Consider the following 20265-nt stretch of genomic DNA (forward strand, 5'->3'; position numbering starts at 1 on the left):
ATCCACCGCTGACCCGTCGTCCGTCCGGCGCCGGGGTGCCGCTAAGGTGTGCACCCCGGGCTGGATGGAGGCATGGATGCCGGTGTGGCAGTGGCTGCTCGACGCGGCCGGCGTGCTGCTCGGTGTCGTCCTGCTCTTCGGCCTGGGCCTGATCGTCCGCCGCCGCCTGCTGTCCCGCCACGGCGGCACCTTCGAGCTCAGCTACCGCGTCCGGTCTGTCAAGACCGGGCGCGGTTGGCTTCTCGGCCTCGGCCGCTACTCCGGGGAGTCCCTGGAGTGGTTCCGCTACTTCTCGCTCTGGCCGCGGCCGAAGCGGGTGCTGCAGCGCTCGCGGCTGACGTTCGCCGGACGCCGGGACCCCGAGGGGCCGGAGCAGATGTCGCTCTACCCCGACCACGTCGTCATCTCGTGCACGACGCCGGCCGGTCCCGTGGAGCTGGCCATGTCGGAGGGGTCGCTGATGGGCTTCCAGTCGTGGCTCGAGGCCGGGCCGCCCGGGACCGACTGGACCCGCGGCCCCCGCTGACGCCGAGTCGGCGCAGTCTCAGCTGAGACTGCGCCGACTCGGCGTCGGGGCACGCGTCAGGCAGTGGTCGCGCCGTCCTCGTGGAGCCGGGGGACCCGGTGGTTCGCCGCGAAGAGGCCGTGCGGGTCGACGGCGCTGCGGATCCCGGTGAGCTGGGTCCACACGTCCGCGCCGTAGATCGACCGGGCGTCGACCGGGTTCTCGGCGAAGTTGGCGTACTGGCGGCCGTTGTCGAACGGCGCGAGCGCCTCGCTCAGCCGCACCGCGTCGGCGTGCGCCTGGGCGCCCATCTCCGGGGTGGCCGCGATGCCGCCGCCGAAGCTGAGGAACTGCGCGTCGAGCCGGTTCAGCACGCCGCCACCCTCGTGGGGACGGCCGAGCGCCCCACCGAGCTGGCGCAGCTCGGCCATCAGCAGCGAGGTGGTCGCGTCCGGGCCGACGGCGCCGATGAACGCGTCCACGGCGGCGTCCGGGAAGGACCCGAGCATGACCGAGTCCGAGGCGAACGGCGCCCCGCGCTCCGGGTCCATGTGCAGCCGGACCAGCGACTTGGCGGGCACCCGGGCGAAGGTGTCCATGAACGGGTGCAGTGCACGCAGGCCGGCGAGCAGCTCCTCGCCGCGCTCGTCCGAGCCGAGCACCGCGCCGTCGATGACGACCAGCTCCTGGCCGCGCAGGAACTCCGGCAGGTCCGGCATCTCCGGGAGCCGCATCGCGCGGAAGGAGGTGGTGACCTCGTCCGGCGCGCCTGGCGCCCAGGCGGCCCACTCGCGCAGCACCGGCTCGATGTCCTTCAGGTTCCACATCAGCATGCCGGCGTACGCCGTCTGGATGTCGAACATCTTGAACTCGAGAGCCGTGACGACCCCGAAGTTTCCGCCGCCGCCACGGACCGCCCAGAACAGCTCGCGGTTGTTCTCGGCGTCCGCGCGGACCAGGGTGCCGTCGGCGATCACGATCTCGACCGCGGTCAGGCTGTTGGTGGCCAGGCCGAGCCGGCGGGCGTACCAGCCGATGCCGCCGCCGAGCGAGTAGCCGGCGATGCCGACGTCGGGGGAGGAGCCGTGCAGGACGGCGCGTCCGTGGGCGGCGGCCGCGTCGACGGCGGGCTCCCAGATGGTGCCGCCCTCGACCCGCACGATGCCGCGGACCGGGTCGGCGATGGCGGAGGACATCTCGCTCGTGCGCACGATGACCACGTCGGCGAGGCCCTGGGCGGCCAGCGGGCCGGCGTTGTGGCCGGTGCTCTGCGGGGCGACCCGGAGGCCGCACTCGGCGGCGAGGCGGACGACGGTGGCGACCTCGGCGGCGGTGCGCGGAACCGCGACGGCGGCCGGGCGCTGGTCGACCGCGAAGTTCCACGCGACGCGAGCGGCGTCGTAGCCGGGGTCGCCGGGGACGTGCACGCGGCCGTCGAGCAGGCCGCGGAAGGTGTCGGCGGCGGTGGCGGTCCTCTGGGTGTCGAGGTCGATGGTCATGTGGTGACTCCTGGTTCGGTGTGACTCGTTGGGTCTGGTCGGTGGGATGACCATGCAGGTCACGACTTGGAGTCGGCTTCGAGCCGACTTGGAGCCGGTTCGGGAGCGGAGGAGGCCGCGGCTCCCTACGCTGTGCCCGTGGAGGTGTCCGTCCTCGGTCCGATCGAGGTCAGCCTGGCGGGAGCGCCCGTCGATCTCGGTACGCCGAAGCAGCGGGCGCTGGTCGCCGCGCTCGCGCTGTCGCGGGGGTGGCCGGTGTCGGTCGACGCGATCGTGGACCTGCTGTGGGACGACTCGCCGCCACCGGGGGTGACGGCGACGCTGCAGGCCTACGTGTCCCAGCTGCGCCGCGTGCTCGAGCCGGACCGGCAGCGGCGGGCGCCCGCGACCGTGCTGGTCACCGTGGCTCCCGGGTATGCGCTGCGTGTGCCCGACGAGAGCGTCGACGCCCACCGCTTCGAGCAGGCCGTGACCACCGCGCACCGCACCCTCCAGCCGCTCGGGTGGGGCCGCTCGCCGCTCGACGAGGGACGGCTGACCGCGGTGGTCGCTGCCCTCGACGAGGCGCTGGCGAGCTGGCGGGGCACGCCGTACGGCGAGCTCGGGGACGCCGACAGCGCGGTGGCCGAGCGGGCGCGGCTCGAGGAGCTGCGCCTGATCGGCCTGGAGGACCGGGCCGTGGGCGGGCTTGCCCTCGGCCGCCACGCCACCGTCGCCGCGGAGCTCGAGGCGCTGACCGCCGCGCATCCGCTGCGGGAGCGGCTGTGGGCGCTCCGGGCCCTCGCCCTGACCCGCTCGGGCAGGCAGGCCGACGCGCTGGACGTGCTGCGCCGGGTGCGCGAGGTGCTCGACGAGGAGCTCGGCCTGGAACTGTCGGCCGAGCTGCGCGATCTCCAGACAGCGGTGCTGCGCCAGGACCCCGGTCTCGACTGGGTGGCGCCCGACGCCGGCAGCACGCCGACGGTGGCCGTTCCCGCGGCGCCCGCCCCGGCCGTCCACCCCGCGGCCGAGCAGGTCGCGCCGTGGCCGATGCTCGGCCGGGACGCCGAGCTGGCGTCCCTCCTCGAGCTGGTCGGGGCGGCCGAGCGGGGCGCGCCGGCGTACGCCGTCATCACCGGCGACCCGGGCATCGGCAAGTCACGGCTGGCGGCCGAGCTGGTGGTCCGCGCCCGGCACCGGGGACTCCGCGTGCTGGTCGGACGCTGCTCCCAGGACGACGGCGCCCCGCCGCTGTGGCCCTGGAAGACGGTGCTCGACGGGCTCGGCGCGAGCCTGCTCGACGAGGCGCCGGCCGACGAGGGCGAGGGTGGCCAGTTCCGCGCCTGGGAGCGGATCGCGGACACGATCCGTGCCGCCGCGCAGGAGCAGCCCACGGTGGTCGTCCTCGACGACCTGCACTGGGCCGAGACCTCGTCGCTGCGCGTCCTCCGGCTGCTCGTGGAGACCACCGACCAGGCCCGCCTGATGCTGGTGACCACGTGGCGCGCGCACCCCGAGCCGTCCGGCGCGCTCGCGGACGTAGCCGAGACGCTGGCCCGGATGCACGCGCTGCGGCTCCAGCTCTCGGGCCTGCCGCCGACCGACGCGGCGTCGGTCTTCGAGAGTGTCACGAGCCGTGGGCTCGACGCCGCCGAGGCTGCCGCGCTGCGCGACCGTACCGACGGCAACCCGTTCTTCCTGGTCGAGCTGGCCCGGCTGGCGGCGGAGCGGGGAGCGCCCGGCGACGAGCTGCCGACCGCGGTCGCCGACGTGATCAACCGCCGATTGCTGCGGCTGCCGGAGCAGACCGTGGCTGCGCTCCGGGCTGCGGCGGTCATCGGCCGGCAGTTCGACACCCCGACCCTGGCGACCGTCACCGGCATCGACGAGGACGACCTGCTGGACGTGATCGAGCCCGCCCAGGCCGCGGGGCTGGTGCGCGAGGACGGCATCGACCGGTACCTGTTCGCGCACGCCCTGGTCCGCGACACCCTCCGCTCCGGGATGAGCGCGAGTCGTCGCGCCCGGTTGCACGCCCGGGTCGCCGACGCGCTCACCGGCGTGCCGGGTCGCGAGACCGAGGTGGCGCGGCACTGGCACGAGGCCGGCCCGTCGTACGGCGACCGGGCCTGGCGCTCCGCCGTGGAGGCCGCAGCGGTGGCGCGCCGGTTCTACGCCTACGACCAGGCGGCCGAGCTGCTGGAGGGCGCGCTCGTGTCGCTGGACACCGACGGGCAGGCGACCCTGCGCGACCGGTACGACGTGCTGATGGCGCTGATCGAGGCGTACCGCTGGGCGGCGCAGCTGCCCGACCTGGTCGCGACGGTGGAGCAGGCGATCGAGGTCGGCAAGCAGCTGCGCGACCCCGAGGCCGTCGCCCGTGCCGCGATCGCGACGACCGAGGGCGTGCTGTGGCGCTCCGGTCCGCCGGGCGACGTCAACGAGGAGGTCGTCGGCGCCCTGCGCGGCAGCCTGGACCGGCTGCCCGCGGACGACAGCGACCTGCGCTGTCGCACCATGCTGGCGCTGGCCAACGAGCTCTACGACACGGTCTCCTGGGAGGAGCGCCGCGCGCTCTGCGACGAGGGCCTGGCGATGGCCCGACGCCTCGACGACCCGCTGCTCCTGATGTTCGCCTGCCAGGTCGTGTTCGTCGCGCTGTGGACGGCCGACACCGCGGTCGAGCGCGTCGCGCTGGTCCGGGAGGCCCGGGACCTGGCCCGGTCGACGCGGAACGAGCGCGCGTACGTCGTCTGTGCGACCCTGCACGCCGCCGTGCTCAGCGAGGTCGGGCGGACCGAGGAGATGTGGCGGGCGATCGAGGAGGCCCGGTCGGCGGCGCAGCAGCAGCGGATCGCGTTCGGCGAGCTGGTCCTCGGTGGGCTGGAGATCCCGTGGCACGCGATGGCCGGCCGGTTCGAGGAGTGCGAGCGGTTGCTCGGTGAGCTGAAGGAGCTGGGCAGCCGGCTCTCGCACCACAACGTCGACGAGAGCATGGCCGCCGCCCTGCTCGCGATCCGGCTGTGGCAGGGCCGACCCGGCGAGATGGTGCCGGTGCTGGACGGGTTCGACGCCACGCCGTACCCCTTCGGCGCGAGCGTCGCGGTGTACCTCTGGCGGGCCGGTGAGCACGACAACGCACGCCAGGTGTACGCCGAGCGCGGTGCGCCCCTCGACCACGACAACGACATCTCGCTGCTCGCGTGGGCGCACGCTGCGGAGCTGTCGCTCTACCTCGGCGATCCCGCCCTCGCCGCGGGGGCGTACGCGAGGCTCGCCCCCCTCGCGGGACTCAACACCTGCGCCGGCTCCTCGCTCGCCCTGGGTCCGGTGGACTCCTACCTGGCCCTGGCCGCGGCCGCGACGGGGGAGCGCGAGCTCGCGGCGAAGCACGCCGAGGACGCGCTCGCGCTCGCCGACGCGTGGGACGTCCCGCTCGTGGCGGCGTGGCTCCGGGGCCTGCGCGAGGAGCACGGCTTCTAGGTCCGGGCCCACCATCTGGACCGGTCAAGAGCGGGTTTGGAGGGAGGCCCGTGATCGGCGAGGCTGGGGCGGTGCCGTCCCTGCTCCACACCCGCAACGCCGTTGCCGCGAGCTTCGCGCTGAACGGGTTCTGCTTCGCCACCCTGGTCTCCCGGCTGCCCGACATCCGCAGCGGCCTGGACCTCGACAACGGCGCCCTCGGCCTGCTCCTGCTCTCGATCTCCCTCGGCTCCGTCGTCGCGCTGCCCCTGAGCGGGCGGCTCATCGACCGGCTCGGTGCGACCGCGGTGACCCGCCTCGGCGCGATCCTGGTCGCGGGCGGGCTGACGGTCGCGGCCGTCGGCGTCGTCAGCGACCTCGTGCTGCTCACCGCGCTCGGTTTGCTCGTCGACGGTGTGGGCACGGCCGTCTGGGATGTGTCGATGAACGTCGAGGCCGCGGAGGTCGAGCGGCAGCTGGGGCGCACGATCATGCCGCGGTTCCACGCGGGCTGGAGCCTCGGCACGTTCACCGGCGCGGCGATCGGCGTGCCGATGGCTGCCGTGCACGCCCCGCTGCTCCTCCACATCCCGGCGTTCGCGGTGCTCGCCGCGGCCGCGACCTGGCGGGCTGCCGGCACCTATCTCCCGCCGGTCGCCACCCACGAGGAGCGGCAGGCCGTCGCGTGCTCCCCGTGGCGGGAGCCCCGCACGCTGGCCATCGGCGTCATGGTGCTCGCGTTCGCGCTCTCGGAGGGAGCCGCCAACGACTGGCTCTCGCTCGCGCTCATCGACGGGTACGACGTACGCCACTGGGTCGGCGTCGCCGGCTTCGCGCTGTTCGTCAGCTCGATGATGGCCGGCCGGCTCTACGGGCCGGTCGTGCTCGACCGGTTCGGCCGGGCACCGGTGCTGTGGGGCTGCTCGGCCGCGGCCTTCGCGGGCATCCTGCTCGTCGTCTTCGGCGGCGCCGTGGTCCCGGTCGCGATCGGCATCGTCGTGTGGGGCCTGGGGGCGTCCCTGGGCTTCCCGGTCGGCATGAGCGCCGCCGCCGACGACCCGCTCCGCGCGGCCCGACGGGTCAGCGTGGTGTCCACGATCGGCTACTCGGCGTTCCTCGCCGGCCCGCCCTTCCTCGGTCTGCTCGCCGACCACGTCGGGACACTGCGGACCCTGCTGGTCATCGCCGCCCTGATGGTCCCCGCCGCGGTCACCGTCTTCGCGGCGCGGGAGCGGCAGCGAGTGTCCCGCTGAGGGCCGTGGTCCGCTCCTAGCGTTCGCCTCCCGGCACCCACAGCACGTCGCCGTTCTCGCGATTCGCGTGCCGGGCCAGGATGAAGAGCAGGTCGGAGAGCCGGTTCAGGTAGGTGATCGCCAGGGGGTTCATCGAGGACCCGTACACCTCGAAGGCCGCCCAGGCCGAGCGCTCGGCCCGCCGGACGACCGTGCGCGCGACGTGCAGCAGGGCGGCGCCCGGCGTACCCCCGTTGAGGATGAAGGAGCGCAGCGTCGGCAGGTGCTCGTTGTACTCGTCGCACCAGCCCTCGAGCCGGTCGACGTACGCCTGCTCGATCCGCAGGGGCGGGTACTCCGGGTCGGGGGCGACCGGGGTGCAGAAGTCGGCGCCGACGTCGAACAGGTCGTTCTGCACGGTGGTGAGCACCCGCACCACGTCCTCGGCCAGCCCGCCGCTCGCCAGCGCCAGCCCGATCTGCGCGTTCGCCTCGTCGACGTCGGCGTACGCCGCGAGCCGCAGGTCGGTCTTGCGGGTCACGCTCATGTCGCCCAGCCGGGTCTCCCCGCCGTCGCCGGTGCGCGTGTAGATCCGGGTGAGGTTGACCATGACGGGAGCGTAGCCGGGTCCGGACCGCCCATCCCGGCGGGTACGCCGGCGCCACCGGACGCGACACGGCGGATTTCCCGATCGGGCGACGCAACCGATCGGAGGTCCACGGCGTCATAGTGGTTGACAGGCAACCATCGGCAGATGGAGCGACCGGGGCGTCTCAGGGCCCCGGAGGACGGGGGCAGCAGCCATGGAGATCATCACCGACGGACCGATCCTCCTGCTCGACGGCGACTTCGACGTGCGCAGCACGTGGGAGGTCCGCACCGCGATCTACGACCTTCTCGAGGGCCACGACCAGGACGTCGTCGTCGACCTCACCGGCGTGACCACCATCGACATGACCGCGCTCAAGGTGCTCGCGGTCGCCACCCGCCAGGCCACCCGCAGGGGCCACCACCTCACGCTGAGAGGCTGCAACTCCGCGGTCCGCAGGATGCTGCACCTGTCCCGGCTCAGCCGCTTCGTGGCAGTGGAGCGGGCCGCCGCGACCGCGTGAGCCACGCCACGGTCGCCACCGTCGTGTCGGATACCCCACACGCGGTTACCAATCGGTAGCTGCCGTCCTACCCTCGGTGCCATGACCGAGAAGGACAGGCCCGAGAAGGACCGGCCGTGGGTGATGCGGACCTACGCCGGGCACTCGACGGCCGCCGCGTCCAACGCGCTGTACCGGACCAACCTCGCCAAGGGCCAGACCGGCCTGTCGGTCGCCTTCGACCTCCCGACCCAGACCGGGTACGACCCCGACTCGCCGCTCGCGCGCGGCGAGGTCGGCAAGGTCGGCGTACCGGTCCCGCACCTCGGTGAGATGCGCCGGCTGTTCGCGGACATCCCGCTCACGGGGATGAACACGTCGATGACCATCAACGCGGTCGCGATGTGGATGCTCGCGATGTACCAGGTGGTCGCCGAGGAGCAGAACCCCGAGCTGTCGCCCGAGGACGTCGCCGCCCAGCTGGCCGGCACCACGCAGAACGACATCATCAAGGAGTACCTCTCCCGCGGGACCTACGCGTTCCCGCCCGAGGCCTCGATGCGGCTCATCGCCGACATGATCGCCTACACCGTCCACCAGATCCCGAAGTGGAACCCGATCAACATCTGCAGCTACCACCTGCAGGAGGCCGGGGCCACGCCGACGCAGGAGCTGGCGTACGCGCTGTGCACGGCGATCGCGGTCCTCGACACGGTGAAGGACGCCGGCCAGGTCGACGCCGACGACTTCGAGAAGGTCGTCGGCCGGATCTCGTTCTTCGTCAACGCCGGCGTCCGGTTCATCGAGGAGACCTGCAAGATGCGGGCCTTCGGACGGCTCTGGGACGACATCACGCGTGAGCGGTACGGCGTGCAGGACGCCAAGATGCGCCGGTTCCGGTACGGCGTGCAGGTCAACTCGCTCGGCCTCACCGAGGCCCAGCCCGAGAACAACGTCCAGCGGATCGTGCTGGAGATGCTCGGTGTGACGCTCTCCAAGGACGCGCGCGCCCGGGCGCTCCAGCTGCCGGCGTGGAACGAGGCGCTCGGCCTGCCGCGACCCTGGGACCAACAGTGGTCGCTGCGGTTGCAGCAGGTGCTCGCCTTCGAGTCCGACCTGCTCGAGTACGACGACATCTTCGAGGGCTCGCACGTCATCGAGGCCAAGGTCGCGGAGCTGGTCGAGGGCGCGCGCGCCGAGATCGACCGCGTCCAGGCGATGGGCGGCGCGATCGCCGCGGTCGAGTACATGAAGCAGGAGCTGGTCTCCTCGCACGCGGTCCGGCGAGCCCGGATCGAGTCCGGTGAGGAGGTCATCGTCGGCGTCAACAGGTTCGAGACGACCGAGCCCTCGCCGCTGACCGCCGACCTCGACGCCGCGATCATGGCCGCGGACCCGGATGCCGAGAAGGCCGCGCTGGCCAGTGTCGAGGAGTGGAAGGCGCAGCGCGACGAGGCCGCGGTCGCCGCCGCGCTCGCCGCGCTCGCCGGGGCCGCCAAGACCGAGACGAACCTGATGGGGCCGACCCTGGTGGCGGCACGCGCGGGCGCGACCACGGGGGAGTGGGCCGGGACGCTGCGCGAGGTGTTCGGCGAGTACCGCGGGCCGACCGGCGTCAGCGGCGCGATCGGCGTCTCCGACGGGGGCGACGAGCTCGCCGCCGTACGCGCCCGGGTGAAGGAGACCGGCGACGAGCTGAGCGGCGGCAGGGGCGGCCGGCTCCGGCTGCTGGTCGGCAAGCCCGGGCTCGACGGTCACTCGAACGGCGCCGAGCAGGTCGCCGTACGCGCCCGCGACGCGGGCTTCGAGGTCGTCTACCAGGGCATCCGGCTCACCCCCGAGCAGATCGTCGCCGGCGCGGTCGCCGAGGACGTGCACTGCGTCGGCCTGTCGATCCTCTCGGGCTCGCACATGGAGCTGGTGCCCGCCGTGCTCGACGGCCTCGAGGCGGCCGGCCTCCGCGACGTGCCGGTGATCGTCGGCGGGATCATCCCCGACTCCGACGGTCGCCGGCTGCTCGAGCTGGGCGTCGCCGCCGTCTACACCCCCAAGGACTTCGGCCTGACCGAGATCATGGACGGCATCGTCGACGTGATCCGCCGGGCGCACGGGCTGGACTGAGGGTGCGGCGGCGGGGGGCGGGTTTCTCCGGCTGACCGGAGAAACCCGCGGACACGCCGACGCAGGCCCGGCGTGTCGTCGGGTTTCCCCCGGCAACCCCCGGGTATCAGCCGTCCGTGCGAGGTTAGCCTCGCCTAAGTTCGCGTGTTACGATCTCGTCCGTGGCGAAGAAGTCCCGGGCGAAGAAGGCGAAGCTGCCCAAGACGAAGTGCTGCGTCTCCGCGTCGAAGTGCGGACGCTGCCCGCTGCGCATGCTCAAGAACGGCACGCTGCCCGAGGGGTATACGGTCAGGAAGCGCGAGCTGGTCCGTCTGGACGGCAAGAAGGTCTCCAAGAAGAAGCTCGCCAAGGCCGCCTGACCCCCACCCGAGGAGCCCCCGTGGTCGCTGCCCGCTTCGCGGACCAGCTGAACGTCCAGATCGGCAACGAGCTGGCTGCGCACAACCAGTACCTCGCCTGCGCCGTCTACTTCGACGCCCTGACGATGCCGCGGATGGCGGCGTTCTTCTACGGCCAGGCTCTCGAGGAGCGAGCGCACGCCGCGATGATGATCCAGTACCTCCTCGACACCGACAGCGAGGTCGTGATCCCGGCCGTCCCGGCGCCGGTGAGCGCGTTCGACGACGTCGTCGCACCCGTGAACCTGGCACTCGACCAGGAGAAGCGGGTCACCGAGCAGGTCAACGGGCTGCTGCGGGTCGCCCGCGAGGAGGGCGACTTCGCCTCCGAGCAGTTCATGCAGTGGTTCATCAAGGAGCAGGTCGAGGAGGTCGCGACGATGAGCGACCTGCTCGCGGTCACCACCCGCAACCGCGACGACATCGAGGACATCGAGGAGTACGTCGCGCGCGAGCAGGGCGTGGAGGGCACCGACCCGACCGCGCCGCGCCAGGCCGGCGCCTGACCGTACGTCGGCACGCGGCTCGCCCGCCCACCACCAGCGGATCCGCTCAGCCCGGCGGCCGCGAGGTCGCCGTGGAGTTCGGGCAGAACGCCTCGCGCGGCGAGCCGGTGTGCAGCTCCTCGGGGAGCGAGACCGTCACGTCGTCGGTCAGCACGCCGCCGCGCTCGACGCGCAGCAACACCTCGGTCACGAACGCGCCCGCCCGCGCGGACAGCGTCTCGCAGCCGCTCATGTGCAGCGCGAGCGTGACGTCCGCGGACTCGCCCGGGCCGAGCTGGACCGGCGTGAGGCCGGTCGGGTGGAACAGGCGGGACGGCGGCTGCTGGTCGGACAGCCCGCGCACCTCGACCGGCACCCGCTCGTCGTTCCTGAGCCGGAACGTGTAGCGCAGCGTCCCGCCGTCGGCGTACCGGACCTGACGGACGGTGCGGTCGGCGATGGTGAACACGGCGGACGCCTCGGTGCCGGACACCGACGTCGGCCCGGATGCCGTCAGCGACGGTGACGTGCGCGCCAGCGCGACACCGCCGCCGGCGAGCACCAGCAGCAGCAGGACGCCGACCAGGGCGAACCTACGCAGCACGGGTCCACCGCCGGCGTACGACGCCGATCCCCAGCGCCAGCGCCGCGCCGGTCAGCGCCAGAGGTGCGACCAGGACCGCCGACGAGTCGGGCCGGTCGGCCGGGCGGGCGCCGGGCCTGGCCGGGTCGTCGAACCACGTGCAGCCCGCGGGGTGGTTCCAGGTGGGGTCGTTGCGGTCGTACTGGCTGCAGCTGAGGAACCCCGCGTCCTTGACCGCCGCACCGGGCAGGAACACCGAGCCCCCGTCGGCACACGAGGCCGGGTCGACGGTGAAGTTGTCGGTCCGGCCGGCCGAGCCGTAGTGGTTGTCCTCCCAGCAGTTGCCGGTGCCCTGGTCGTCCCACCAGTGGTCCATGCCGTTGGGCCGCTCGGCGCCGTGGGGGTCGATGCCCATCTGGTTCTCGAAGGTGTGGTTGTCGTTCGAGGTGTCGTAGAGGTGTGACGGGTCGTAGTCGTCCCGCAGCACGGCAGGGACCCAGAACTGCATGGTGCCGTACCGCCAGTTGTCGTAGATCCAGTTGTGGTCGGTGGAGTCGAAGTTGCCGCCGGCGATCAGGACACCGGTGCCGACGGGGGTCGGGACGACCGGGCACACCGTGCCGTGGAGGTAGTCGCGGTCCTCCATCGGCTCCGCGCAGACGCCGGTGTCGACGAACCTGGCGTACCAGTTCGAGTTGTTGGAGTGGATGTCGTTGTGGCTCCAGCGGGCGTGGTCCTGCGGCAGGCCGGGGTGGCCGGGGAACAGCGAGTCGGTGGCGATGCCGGTGGCGTTGTCGAAGAACTGGTTGTCGTGCGCCCAGATCGAGTTGCCGGCCGTCCCCGAGTAGCCGAGCGTGTTGTCGTGGCTGGAGTTGCCACGGATCTCGATGGCGTAACGGGTGGCCTTGAAGTCGGGGTTGTCGGCGTTGAGGTCCGAGCCGGAGCCGGGGTAGAAGCCGGAGTCGCCGTTGTAGTAGGCCTCCGAGTCCTGGATCAGGCCGTGGTCGCTGGCGAAGGCGAGGACGCCGTACTCGTCGTTGCCCCGCGCGACGACCCGGTCGAGCACGAACCCGTCGGTCTCCATCACGTAGATCGAGTTGAACTCCGACTGCTGGAAGGTCATGTTGCTCAGGTAGAAGCCCCCCATCCGGTCGGCGCGGATCGCGTTCAGCTTCGTGAACCGGTTGTCGACGATGACGTCGGTCGGCTTCGCGCCGGTGCCGATCAGCTGGGTGCCGCAGAACCTGCTGTTGCAGCGGATGCTGTCGTCGTTCGGCGTCCGGTCGCCGAACAGGGCGATCAGGTTGAGGTTGTGGGCGCACGTGCGCTGGTCGGCGTACGACAGGGCGATCGGGTTGGTCTCCCCGGAGGCCGCGGCCTCCTTCTCGGCGCCGGGGTCGGGGGAGGAGATGCTGCCGATGTACTCCGAGGACAGCAGCGGCGAGGTGGACTCCGTCTTGAGGTGCGAGCAGTAGTAGCTGCGCTTCGCGTCGGCGTACTTCGACTCGTGGTAGACGCCCGGCAACACGTAGATCGACGTCCTGCGGTGCCTGATCGAGGTCACGGCGTCCTGGATGGAGTGGAACCGGCAGGCCCGGAGCAGCCGCTCGCTGCGCTGCTTCGCGGCGCCGGCGGGGAGCGCAGCGACCGCAGCGGCGCTGTCGCCGTGGCAGACCACGCGCTGCCGGGTGTTGTCCCAGCCGAGGAAGTGGGGCCGGTGCCCGGTGCCGTCGGGGAACTGGGCGGGCCGCTCCTCGTGGGCGGCGGCGGGAGCGGCCCAGGCCACCGAGAGCATCAGGACCACGAGGGCGAGGGCGCGTCGGGACATGCCGCCCCAACGAGGCCGGTGTGACCCGGGTTACGTCAACCCAGCCAGCGCAGCACGGCGGCCCGCACCCGGTCGGCGGACCTCTCCAGCGGCAGCGCGCTGCCGGCGCCGCGGAAGATCTTCGTCGTCACCTTCGCCGGGTACGACGACGCCTGGGCGTCGCGTGCCGACGCGCGGTTGAGCTTGTCGTGGCCGCCGTACAGCAGGAGGACCGGTGCGTCGACCTTGCCCGCCGCGAGGTTCGACGCGAGCAGGAACGGGCTGAGGCTGCCGACGTCGCCGCACGGGTCCTCGCTCCGGCGACTGGCGGCGGCACGCTGCACCGCGGCCGGGGCGGTCGCGAACATCAGGCTCCGGAAGTCCGCCCTGGTGGCCGCGAACGGCGCGTAGTCGGTGCCGGCGCAGTCCCGGCTCTGCCGGGCCGCGGTCCGGGTGGCGAGCGCGGTCGCACCCCGGTCGGTCCACGACATCAGCACCAGCCCGTCCACGTCGTTGAACGTCCCGGCCTCGACCTGGGCGATCGCCGCGCCGACGCCGTGGCCCTGGGTGACGACGTGCGCGGCGGCGGGCGTCGAACCGAGGTCGGGGTTGGTGAACCGGTACTGGCCGGAGGCCAGGTGCTGGACGACCTGGTGCAGCATGTCGGCCTGGGCGCCGAGGCAGGTCGCGTCGCCATCGGGGAGCCGGCTGGTGCCGTACCCGAGCCGGTCGAGGACCAGCGACGTCTCGCCGTGCTCGGCGAGCCGGGTCGCGTAGTCGTACGCCGGGTGGCCGGCCAGGTTCCAGAACCAGCCGCCGGTGCCGAAGTCGTGCACCAGCACGTTGACCCGCAGCGCACCGCCGATGCCGTCGAGGTCCTGCGCGGGACCGACGAGTCGGCCGCGCAGGTGGTACGACCGGTTGTCCGGTGCACAGAGGACCGAGGTGGCGTTGGTGTTCTCGACGTCGAAGACCACTCCCCGCGACCCCACGCGCGACTCCACCTGCGGGGAGGCGGCGGTCGCGGCCGGGGCCGCGAGCAGCGTGGCGACGAGGGCGGTCAGGACTCCGAGAAGGGTCGGCCTCACGCTGTTGAACCTACGTCAATAGGCGGCCGGGGCGAAATGTGATGTTGTTCGCGCCAGACTGCATCCATGGCGGGACGAGTCCTCGTGGTCGGTGCGGGCGTGGTGGGGCTGACCTGCGCGGTGCGCCTGCTCGAGGCCGGTCACCGCGTCGACGTCGTGGCCCGGGACCTGCCGCGGGAGACTTCCTCCGCCGTGGGAGCGGCCTTCTGGTACCCGTACCGCGCACTCCCGCAGGACCGGGTCACCGCCTGGGCCGCCACGTCGTACGCCGTGTTCGACGCGATCGCCGACACGGACCCGGAGTCCGGCGTGCGCATGGTGCCGGGGACCCAGGTGTTCGCGGGGGCCGCGCCGGAGCCCTGGTGGGCGGGGGCGGTGCCGGCGCTCGAGCGGACCCGCGACGTGCCGGCGGGTTGGGGCGAGGGGCTGCGGTTCACCACGCCGGTCGCCGACACCAGCCGCTACCTCGACTGGCTGGCGGGGCGGGTGGAAGCGGCCGGAGGCACGATCACCCGGCTCAACCTCGGCGGCCTGCCGACGGAGGGACTGGTCCTGAACTGCTCGGGCCTGGGCGCCCGGCTGCTCGGGTCCGACCGCACGGTCGTTCCGGTGCGCGGCCAGGTCGTGCACGTCGAGCAGTTCGGCCTCGACCGGTGGTGGCTCGACGAGGCGGGCCCGACGTACGTCGTCCCCCGCGCGCACGACGTCGTCGTCGGCAGCAGCGACGTCGAGGGCGAGTGGAGCCGGACGCCGGACCCGGTGGCGACCGAGGACATCCTGGAGCGGGCGGCGCGCCTGGTGCCGGCGGTGCGCGGCGCCCGGGTGCTGCGGCACAAGGTCGGGCTGCGACCGGTGCGGCCGGCGGTGCGCCTGGAGCGGGCCGGGGACGTCGTGCACTGCTACGGGCACGGTGGCGCGGGAGTCACCCTCAGCTGGGGTGTCGCGGACGAGGTGGTCGCGCTCGTGGAGCGTCGCCCGGCGAGTGCTCGTCCCAGCGGCTAGGGTCGGCGGGTGGAGGAGCCGCACCCGGAGGCACTGCTCCGGGGGGTGTTCGAAGCCGTCCCGGACGCCGTCGTCGTCGTCGACGGGAACGGCGCCATCGTGCTCGCCAACGCGCGGTGCGGTGCGGTGTTCGGTCGTGATGCCGCCGCGCTCATCGGTGAGCCGATCGAGGTGCTGGTCCCGGAGCCGTTGCGCTCCACGGGGCTGGTCCGCCTGCCGGCACGCCGTGCGGACGGGACGGAGTTCTCGGCCGAGATCTCGCTCGCGCCCATCCAGGTCGACGGCACGTCGTACGTCTCGGCGATCGTCCGTGACGTCACCGCCCGGGTCCGGGACGAGGAGCGGTTCCGCAGCCTGCTCGAGGCGGCGCCCGACCCGACGGTGATCGTGGACCGCGACGCGACGATCGTGCTGGCCAACAACCAGATGCAGGACGTGTTCGGCTACCCGCGGGCCGAGCTGGTCGGCCGGCCGGTCGACATCCTCGCCTCCACACCGGGGCCGGCCGAGGTGCGCGAGCGCATCGGCCGCTACCTCGTCGAGCCCGACCTGGTGCCGATGGGGTACACGCAGGAGTTCCGGATCCTGCACCACGCCGGGCACGAGGTGCCGGTGGAGATCGGCCTGTCGCCGCTGCACACCGACGAGGGCGTCCTCGTGTCGATCGCGGTGCGCGACGTGTCCGAGCGCCGCCGGCTCGAGGTCGAGTCGCAGCAGCTGCGCGACGAGCTGATCGCGACCGTGTCGCACGAGCTGCGCACCCCGCTCACCTCGATCATCGGCTACTCCGAGCTGATGGGAGACCTCGACGACGGCGACCTCAGCCGCCGCGCCCGCAAGCTGCTGGGCGTGATCGAGCGGAACGCCGAGCGCGAGCTGCAGCTCGTCGACGACCTGCTCACGATGGCCTACCTGGACGACAACCGGCTCCGCATCGACCGGCGTGCCATCGACCTGGTCCCGCTCGCCCGCCAGGTCGCCGGCGACGCGAACCTCCGCGCCCGCGAGCGCGGCCTCGAGCTCACGCTGGTCGCGGCCGACTCCGTCCAGGCCTACGGCGACTTCTACCGCCTCGTGCAGGTGCTGGAGAACCTGCTCACCAACGCCCTGAAGTTCACCGCGCCCGGCGGCCGGATCGACGTGGCCGTGCGGAACGACGGGCCGATGGGGGTCCTCGAGGTGCGGGACACCGGCGTCGGCGTCAGCGCGGAGGAGAAGGAGAAGGTGTTCGATCGGCTCTACCGGGCGCCCTCCGCGATCCGCGGGCAGGTGCAGGGTGCGGGCCTGGGCCTGCCGATCGTGCGCGCGATCGTCGAGGCGCACGACGGCACCGTCGACGTCGAGAGCGAGGTCGGCGTCGGCACGGTCGTGCGTGTGTCGATCCCCCGCGAGCGGCCCGCCGACGGCTGAACGTCCGGGCCGCCACGTCCTAGATGTCGGCGACCCCGACGACCGCGCGGGGGGAGATGGCGCCGTACACGTGCGGGAAGGTCTCGTCCACGCCGGGCGCCGGCGGCTCCTCCAGGACGGGTACGCCGAGCCGGTCGGTCTCGATCTCGAGCAGCACCAGCGGCTCGGTGACGTCGGCGTAGAACGCCGCGCGCACGCCCTCCCACTGGTCGGCGCGGCTCGCGTGGATGTAGCCCTCCTCCGCGAGCGTCACGCCGCGGGTCGAGGTCGTGTAGGCGCCCTCGCGCTGCGCCTGCTCCCAGTCGGCACGCGTCGCGATGTGGAAGATCCGCATGCGCTCATCGTCTCAGTACGCCGACCTGGTCGGCGTACCAGCGGATGCCGGTGAGGTGCACGGCGATCTCGCGCAGCGTCCAGCTGTCGCCGCGGGGAGCGTCCCACTCGGCCGGGCCCGCGGCGGCGATGCGCAGCGCGAAGGTGCGGCCGAGCCGCCGCAGCCGCTGGCGCGCCTCGTCGAGGTCGATCTCGGTGAACCGCGCCCAGTCCGCCTCGACGGTCACCAGGCTGGCGTGCCAGTGGTCCGGCTCGGTCGGGACGCCGGCCAGCAGCGCCTCGACCTCGGCGAGGTGGTCGATCAGGTGGTCGGCGATCCGGCGGACGGCCTTGTGCGGCGTGTAGACCCGGTCGCCGTCCTCGCTCACCGCTGGCCGGCCGTCCCAGGCGAGCCAGGTCGCCGCCACCTCCAGGCAGTGCTCGACGGCGTCCTCGACCTGCGTCCCGGGGTTCTCCATGCCGGCGACCGTAGGGCCCGGACGCTTCGGTCGGGGACGAAGCGTGCGCGGCGTAGCCTCGCGGGGTGCACGACACCGACCTCGCCGCGACCGGCGCGCTGATCGGGGACCCGAGCCGGGCCCGGATGCTCGACGCGCTGATGGGCGGTCGCGCACTCGCGGCCGGGGAGCTCGCGCGGATCGCCGGCGTCGGCGCCTCGACCGCGAGCGAGCACCTCGGCCGGCTCCGGGACGGCGGCCTGGTCGAGGTCGTGGCCCAGGGCCGGCACCGGTACTACCGGATCGCGGGGCCTGACGTCGGCGCCGCCCTCGAGGCGCTGTCGCAGGTCGCCCCGGCCCAGCCGGTCCGGTCGCTGCGCCAGTCCGGCCACGCCCAGGCGCTCGGCTTCGCGCGCACCTGCTACGACCACCTCGCCGGGGCCTGCGGCGTGGCACTGCACGACGCGATGATCGACCGCGGCTGGCTGACCCCGCGCGTACGACGTCACGCCGGCCGGCCACGCCGGACTGGCCGGCTGGGGTGTGGACGTCGGCGCGGCCCGTGCTCGGCGCCGTTCGTTCGCGAGGCCGTGCCTGGACTGGACCGAGCGCCGCCCGCACCTGGCGGGGTCGCTCGCCGCCGGGATCACCGACGGACTGGTGGAGCGCGGGTGGTTCGTGCGCCGCTCCGCCGACTCCCGCGCGCTCCGCCTCACCGACGCCGGCCGCGCCGGGATGCAGGCGCTGGGCTGCGACCTCAGCCCTTCCGCCACACGCTGACGTGCCTGGTCGACGCTCCGGTGAACTCCGAGCGGTCCCAGTCGGCCCACCGGTGCACGAGCCGCATCCCGGCGATCCGGGCCATCAGGTCGAGCTCGGCGGGCCAGACGTACCGGAAGGGCACGCTGCTGCGGCGGTACGTCGTGCCGTCCGTGGACGAGTAGTGGTGCGACCACATCAGCTGGGTGGCGGTGTCGTACTCGTCGATCCCGACGTGGCCGTCGGTGTGGTCGAAGACCGCGAAGCGCTCGCCGCGCGGCAGCCGCCGGAGGATCGGCACGCCGTTCTCGACCACGAAGCAGCCGCCGGGCTCGAGGTGCCGCGCGGCGTTCTCGAACACCGCGACCTGGTCGTCCTGCGTGGTGACGTTCCCGATCGTGTTGAAGACCAGGTACGCGAGCCGGAAGCGGCCCTCGGCGGTCGCCTCGGTCATGTCACCGATCGTCACGTCGATCAGGTCGCCGCCGGGCTTCGCCCGCAGTTGCGCGACCATCGCCTCCGACAGCTCGATGCCGTGCACGTGGACGCCACGCTGCGCCAGCGGGATCGCGACCCGGCCGGTGCCGACCGCCAGCTCCAGCGCCGGCCGGCCGCCGGCGAGCTCGGCCAGCAGGTCGACGGTCGGCCCGAGCACCTCGGGGGCGAACATCTCGGCCGAGCCCTCGTCGTACCGCTCGGCGATCTCGGTGTCGAAGTGGTTCTCACGCATCCGGCCATCGTGGTCGGGTGACCGCTGGGGCGCGACCGAGTTTCGGGTCGTCCGCCCGAGGGCGGCGTATGACCGCGCGAGAGGCGGACGACCCGGTCAGAACAGCCGGTGGGAGGGGTCGTCCAGGCCGCGCAGGGCGTCGTAGTCGACGACCGCGCAGGCGATGCCGCGGTCCGATGCGAGGACGCGCGCCTGCGGCTTGATCTCCTGCGCGGCGAAGATGCCCCGCACGGGGGAGATGAGAGGGTCGCGGTTGAGGAGCTCGAGGTAGCGCGTGAGCTGCTCGACGCCGTCGATCTCGCCACGGCGCTTGATCTCGACCGCGACGGAGTGCCCGTCGGAGTCGCGGCACATCAGGTCGACCGGGCCGATGGCGGTGGGGTACTCCCGACGGACCAGCGTGAGGCCGGGGGAGAGGGTCGCGGGGTGGTCGGCCAGCAGCTCCTGGAGGTGCTTCTCGACCCCGTCCTTCTGCAGGCCCGGGTCGATCCCGAGCTCGTGGGTCGACTCGTGGAGGACCTCCTCGATGAGGATCCGCAGGGTGTCGTCGCTCTTGGGGTTGGTCACGGTCCACTCGACCTGGCCGTCCTCGGTGGTGCCCTCCCGGAACGAGCACGGCGGCGACATCCAGTTCAGCGGCTTGTACGAGCCGCCGTCGGCGTGCACGAGCACGGATCCGTCCGCCTTGATCATCAGCACCCGGGTCGCCATCGGGAGATGGGCGGTCAGGCGCCCCGCGTAGTCGACCTGGCACCTGGCTACGACGAGTCTCACGGGCGACGAATCTACAGTGGCCTCCGTGCTGGAGATCAGGGCCGCCACGCGCGAGGACCTCGACGCGCTCACCGAGATCGAGTGCGAGGCGGACCAGCTGTTCGTCCCGCTGCTCGGGCCCCTGCCGTGGCGGCCGACGCCCGGCACCTGGCGGTACGGCGTGGCCGGCTTCCTCCGGGTCGCGGGCGAGCCGCCGGTCGGGTTCGCGCACGTCCTGGAGCTCGAGGGCATCGCCCACCTCGAGCAGCTCGCCGTACGCCCGGGCCACCAGCGGCACGGCACCGGCGGCGCCCTGGTCCGCGCCTCGCTCGCCGAGGCCGGCCGGCGCGGGTACGACGCCCTCTCGCTCTGCACGTTCGCCGACGTGCCGTGGAACGCGCCGTTCTATCGGTCGCTCGGCTTCGAGGAGGTCACCGTGCTGACCCCGGTGCACCGGGCGATGCAGGAGAAGGAGGAGCTGCTCGGCCTCCCGGCGTACGGCCGTCGCCTCGTGATGAGCGCTCCCACAGCAACATGAACGTTCCAAGTTACTCGCGAGTGAACTACGCCACTGCCACAGCGGGTTGCCCC

General features: G+C 73.0%; 20 protein-coding genes and 1 pseudogene. 12 read left to right on the plus strand and 9 right to left on the minus strand.

Annotated elements, in window-relative coordinates; all coding sequences use genetic code 11:
- The first annotated feature begins 76 nt into the window (after window positions 1–76).
- Window positions 77–526: a DUF2550 domain-containing protein gene (locus ACVW2K_RS11590; protein ID WP_028637558.1), complete on the plus strand. Its 450-nt coding sequence runs from the start codon at window positions 77–79 to the stop codon at window positions 524–526.
- 56 nt (window positions 527–582) lie between these two features.
- Here ACVW2K_RS11590 and ACVW2K_RS11595 read toward each other — a convergent pair whose 3' ends face one another.
- On the minus strand, window positions 583–2004 hold the full coding sequence (locus ACVW2K_RS11595; RefSeq protein ID WP_457202610.1) for an FAD-binding oxidoreductase: 1422 nt from the start codon (window positions 2002–2004) through the stop codon (window positions 583–585).
- A 138-nt stretch (window positions 2005–2142) separates the two neighbouring features.
- Between ACVW2K_RS11595 and ACVW2K_RS11600 the strand changes: the two genes are divergently transcribed.
- Together ACVW2K_RS11600 and ACVW2K_RS11605 are read left to right on the plus strand one after the other, a co-directional pair.
- On the plus strand, window positions 2143–5466 hold the full coding sequence (locus tag ACVW2K_RS11600; RefSeq protein WP_457202611.1) for a BTAD domain-containing putative transcriptional regulator: 3324 nt from the start codon (window positions 2143–2145) through the stop codon (window positions 5464–5466).
- A 71-nt stretch (window positions 5467–5537) separates the two neighbouring features.
- Entirely contained in the window at window positions 5538–6698 is a 1161-nt protein-coding gene (locus ACVW2K_RS11605) for an MFS transporter (protein ID WP_028637561.1), read from the plus strand.
- Between the two features lie 16 nt (window positions 6699–6714).
- On the opposite strand, the gene ACVW2K_RS11610 is transcribed toward ACVW2K_RS11605, so the two are convergent.
- A complete protein-coding gene (locus ACVW2K_RS11610; protein WP_457202612.1) occupies window positions 6715–7287 on the minus strand; it encodes a cob(I)yrinic acid a,c-diamide adenosyltransferase in 573 nt (190 codons plus the stop codon).
- A 193-nt stretch (window positions 7288–7480) separates the two neighbouring features.
- Here ACVW2K_RS11610 and ACVW2K_RS11615 point away from each other — a divergent pair, with 193 nt between their 5' ends.
- From ACVW2K_RS11615 to ACVW2K_RS11630, 4 genes are all read left to right on the plus strand, one after another.
- A complete protein-coding gene (locus ACVW2K_RS11615; protein WP_457202613.1) occupies window positions 7481–7789 on the plus strand; it encodes an STAS domain-containing protein in 309 nt (102 codons plus the stop codon).
- An 81-nt stretch (window positions 7790–7870) separates the two neighbouring features.
- Window positions 7871–9889 carry a protein meaA gene (locus ACVW2K_RS11620; RefSeq protein ID WP_457202614.1) on the plus strand — a complete coding sequence of 673 codons (2019 nt, stop codon included), beginning with the start codon at window positions 7871–7873 and terminating at the stop codon, window positions 9887–9889.
- 161 nt (window positions 9890–10050) lie between these two features.
- Window positions 10051–10248, plus strand: a complete 198-nt coding sequence (locus tag ACVW2K_RS11625; RefSeq protein ID WP_028637565.1) for a hypothetical protein — start codon at window positions 10051–10053, stop codon at window positions 10246–10248.
- A 20-nt stretch (window positions 10249–10268) separates the two neighbouring features.
- Window positions 10269–10793 carry a ferritin gene (locus ACVW2K_RS11630; protein ID WP_028637566.1) on the plus strand — a complete coding sequence of 175 codons (525 nt, stop codon included), beginning with the start codon at window positions 10269–10271 and terminating at the stop codon, window positions 10791–10793.
- 46 nt (window positions 10794–10839) lie between these two features.
- On the opposite strand, the gene ACVW2K_RS11635 is transcribed toward ACVW2K_RS11630, so the two are convergent.
- From ACVW2K_RS11635 to ACVW2K_RS11645, 3 genes are read right to left on the minus strand one after another with little or no spacing between them, the layout of a single operon-like run.
- A complete protein-coding gene (locus ACVW2K_RS11635) occupies window positions 10840–11376 on the minus strand; it encodes a hypothetical protein (RefSeq protein WP_457202615.1) in 537 nt (178 codons plus the stop codon).
- Window positions 11366–13183 (minus strand): right-handed parallel beta-helix repeat-containing protein, encoded by a 1818-nt coding sequence (locus ACVW2K_RS11640; RefSeq protein WP_457202616.1) that lies wholly within the window; start codon window positions 13181–13183, stop codon window positions 11366–11368. Before ACVW2K_RS11640 ends, ACVW2K_RS11635 begins: the two co-directional genes overlap by 11 nt.
- Before the next feature lie 35 nt (window positions 13184–13218).
- A complete protein-coding gene (locus tag ACVW2K_RS11645) occupies window positions 13219–14250 on the minus strand; it encodes an alpha/beta hydrolase (RefSeq protein WP_457202617.1) in 1032 nt (343 codons plus the stop codon).
- A 66-nt stretch (window positions 14251–14316) separates the two neighbouring features.
- Between ACVW2K_RS11645 and ACVW2K_RS11650 the strand changes: the two genes are divergently transcribed.
- Both ACVW2K_RS11650 and ACVW2K_RS11655 read left to right on the plus strand, forming a co-directional pair.
- A complete protein-coding gene (locus tag ACVW2K_RS11650; protein ID WP_457202618.1) occupies window positions 14317–15252 on the plus strand; it encodes an FAD-dependent oxidoreductase in 936 nt (311 codons plus the stop codon).
- A 9-nt stretch (window positions 15253–15261) separates the two neighbouring features.
- Entirely contained in the window at window positions 15262–16662 is a 1401-nt protein-coding gene (locus ACVW2K_RS11655) for a PAS domain S-box protein (RefSeq protein WP_457202619.1), read from the plus strand.
- 19 nt (window positions 16663–16681) lie between these two features.
- Here the strand turns inward: ACVW2K_RS11655 and ACVW2K_RS11660 are convergent, their stop codons facing one another.
- Window positions 16682–16996, minus strand: coding sequence for a DUF952 domain-containing protein (locus ACVW2K_RS11660; RefSeq protein WP_457202620.1), 315 nt, complete (start codon window positions 16994–16996; stop codon window positions 16682–16684).
- A 4-nt stretch (window positions 16997–17000) separates the two neighbouring features.
- Complete coding sequence (locus ACVW2K_RS11665; protein WP_457202621.1) at window positions 17001–17453, minus strand: hypothetical protein; 453 nt, start codon at window positions 17451–17453, stop codon at window positions 17001–17003.
- A 65-nt stretch (window positions 17454–17518) separates the two neighbouring features.
- Here ACVW2K_RS11665 and ACVW2K_RS11670 point away from each other — a divergent pair.
- Both ACVW2K_RS11670 and ACVW2K_RS11675 read left to right on the plus strand, forming a co-directional pair.
- A pseudogene (locus ACVW2K_RS11670) lies at window positions 17519–17746 on the plus strand (ArsR/SmtB family transcription factor); the annotation flags it as partial.
- A gap of 229 nt (window positions 17747–17975) precedes the next feature.
- Window positions 17976–18212 carry a hypothetical protein gene (locus ACVW2K_RS11675; protein ID WP_457204105.1) on the plus strand — a complete coding sequence of 79 codons (237 nt, stop codon included), beginning with the start codon at window positions 17976–17978 and terminating at the stop codon, window positions 18210–18212.
- On the opposite strand, the gene ACVW2K_RS11680 is transcribed toward ACVW2K_RS11675, so the two are convergent.
- Window positions 18190–18921 (minus strand): class I SAM-dependent DNA methyltransferase, encoded by a 732-nt coding sequence (locus ACVW2K_RS11680; protein ID WP_457202622.1) that lies wholly within the window; start codon window positions 18919–18921, stop codon window positions 18190–18192. The two genes, ACVW2K_RS11675 and ACVW2K_RS11680, sit on opposite strands and share 23 nt — an antisense overlap.
- Before the next feature lie 96 nt (window positions 18922–19017).
- Window positions 19018–19731, minus strand: a complete 714-nt coding sequence (gene nucS, locus ACVW2K_RS11685) for an endonuclease NucS (RefSeq protein ID WP_457204060.1) — start codon at window positions 19729–19731, stop codon at window positions 19018–19020.
- On the opposite strand from nucS, the gene ACVW2K_RS11690 reads away from it, so the two are divergent.
- On the plus strand, window positions 19721–20212 hold the full coding sequence (locus ACVW2K_RS11690; RefSeq protein WP_457202623.1) for a GNAT family N-acetyltransferase: 492 nt from the start codon (window positions 19721–19723) through the stop codon (window positions 20210–20212). The genes nucS and ACVW2K_RS11690 overlap by 11 nt on opposite strands.
- Window positions 20213–20265: the final 53 nt, after the last annotated feature.

Source organism: Nocardioides sp. HB32 (assembly GCF_054058995.1).

Excerpts from the sequence above, each read along its gene's own strand:
- ACVW2K_RS11590 (WP_028637558.1), top strand. The coding sequence starts at position 77 with ATGCCGGTGTGGCAGTGGCTGCTCGACGCGGCCGGCGTGCTGCTCGGT.
- ACVW2K_RS11595 (WP_457202610.1), bottom strand. The coding sequence starts at position 2,004 with ATGACCATCGACCTCGACACCCAGAGGACCGCCACCGCCGCCGACACC.
- ACVW2K_RS11610 (WP_457202612.1), bottom strand. The coding sequence starts at position 7,287 with ATGGTCAACCTCACCCGGATCTACACGCGCACCGGCGACGGCGGGGAG.
- ACVW2K_RS11615 (WP_457202613.1), top strand. The coding sequence starts at position 7,481 with ATGGAGATCATCACCGACGGACCGATCCTCCTGCTCGACGGCGACTTC.
- ACVW2K_RS11620 (WP_457202614.1), top strand. The coding sequence starts at position 7,871 with ATGACCGAGAAGGACAGGCCCGAGAAGGACCGGCCGTGGGTGATGCGG.
- ACVW2K_RS11640 (WP_457202616.1), bottom strand. The coding sequence starts at position 13,183 with ATGTCCCGACGCGCCCTCGCCCTCGTGGTCCTGATGCTCTCGGTGGCC.
- ACVW2K_RS11650 (WP_457202618.1), top strand. The coding sequence starts at position 14,317 with ATGGCGGGACGAGTCCTCGTGGTCGGTGCGGGCGTGGTGGGGCTGACC.
- ACVW2K_RS11660 (WP_457202620.1), bottom strand. The coding sequence starts at position 16,996 with ATGCGGATCTTCCACATCGCGACGCGTGCCGACTGGGAGCAGGCGCAG.
- ACVW2K_RS11665 (WP_457202621.1), bottom strand. The coding sequence starts at position 17,453 with ATGGAGAACCCCGGGACGCAGGTCGAGGACGCCGTCGAGCACTGCCTG.
- ACVW2K_RS11680 (WP_457202622.1), bottom strand. The coding sequence starts at position 18,921 with ATGCGTGAGAACCACTTCGACACCGAGATCGCCGAGCGGTACGACGAG.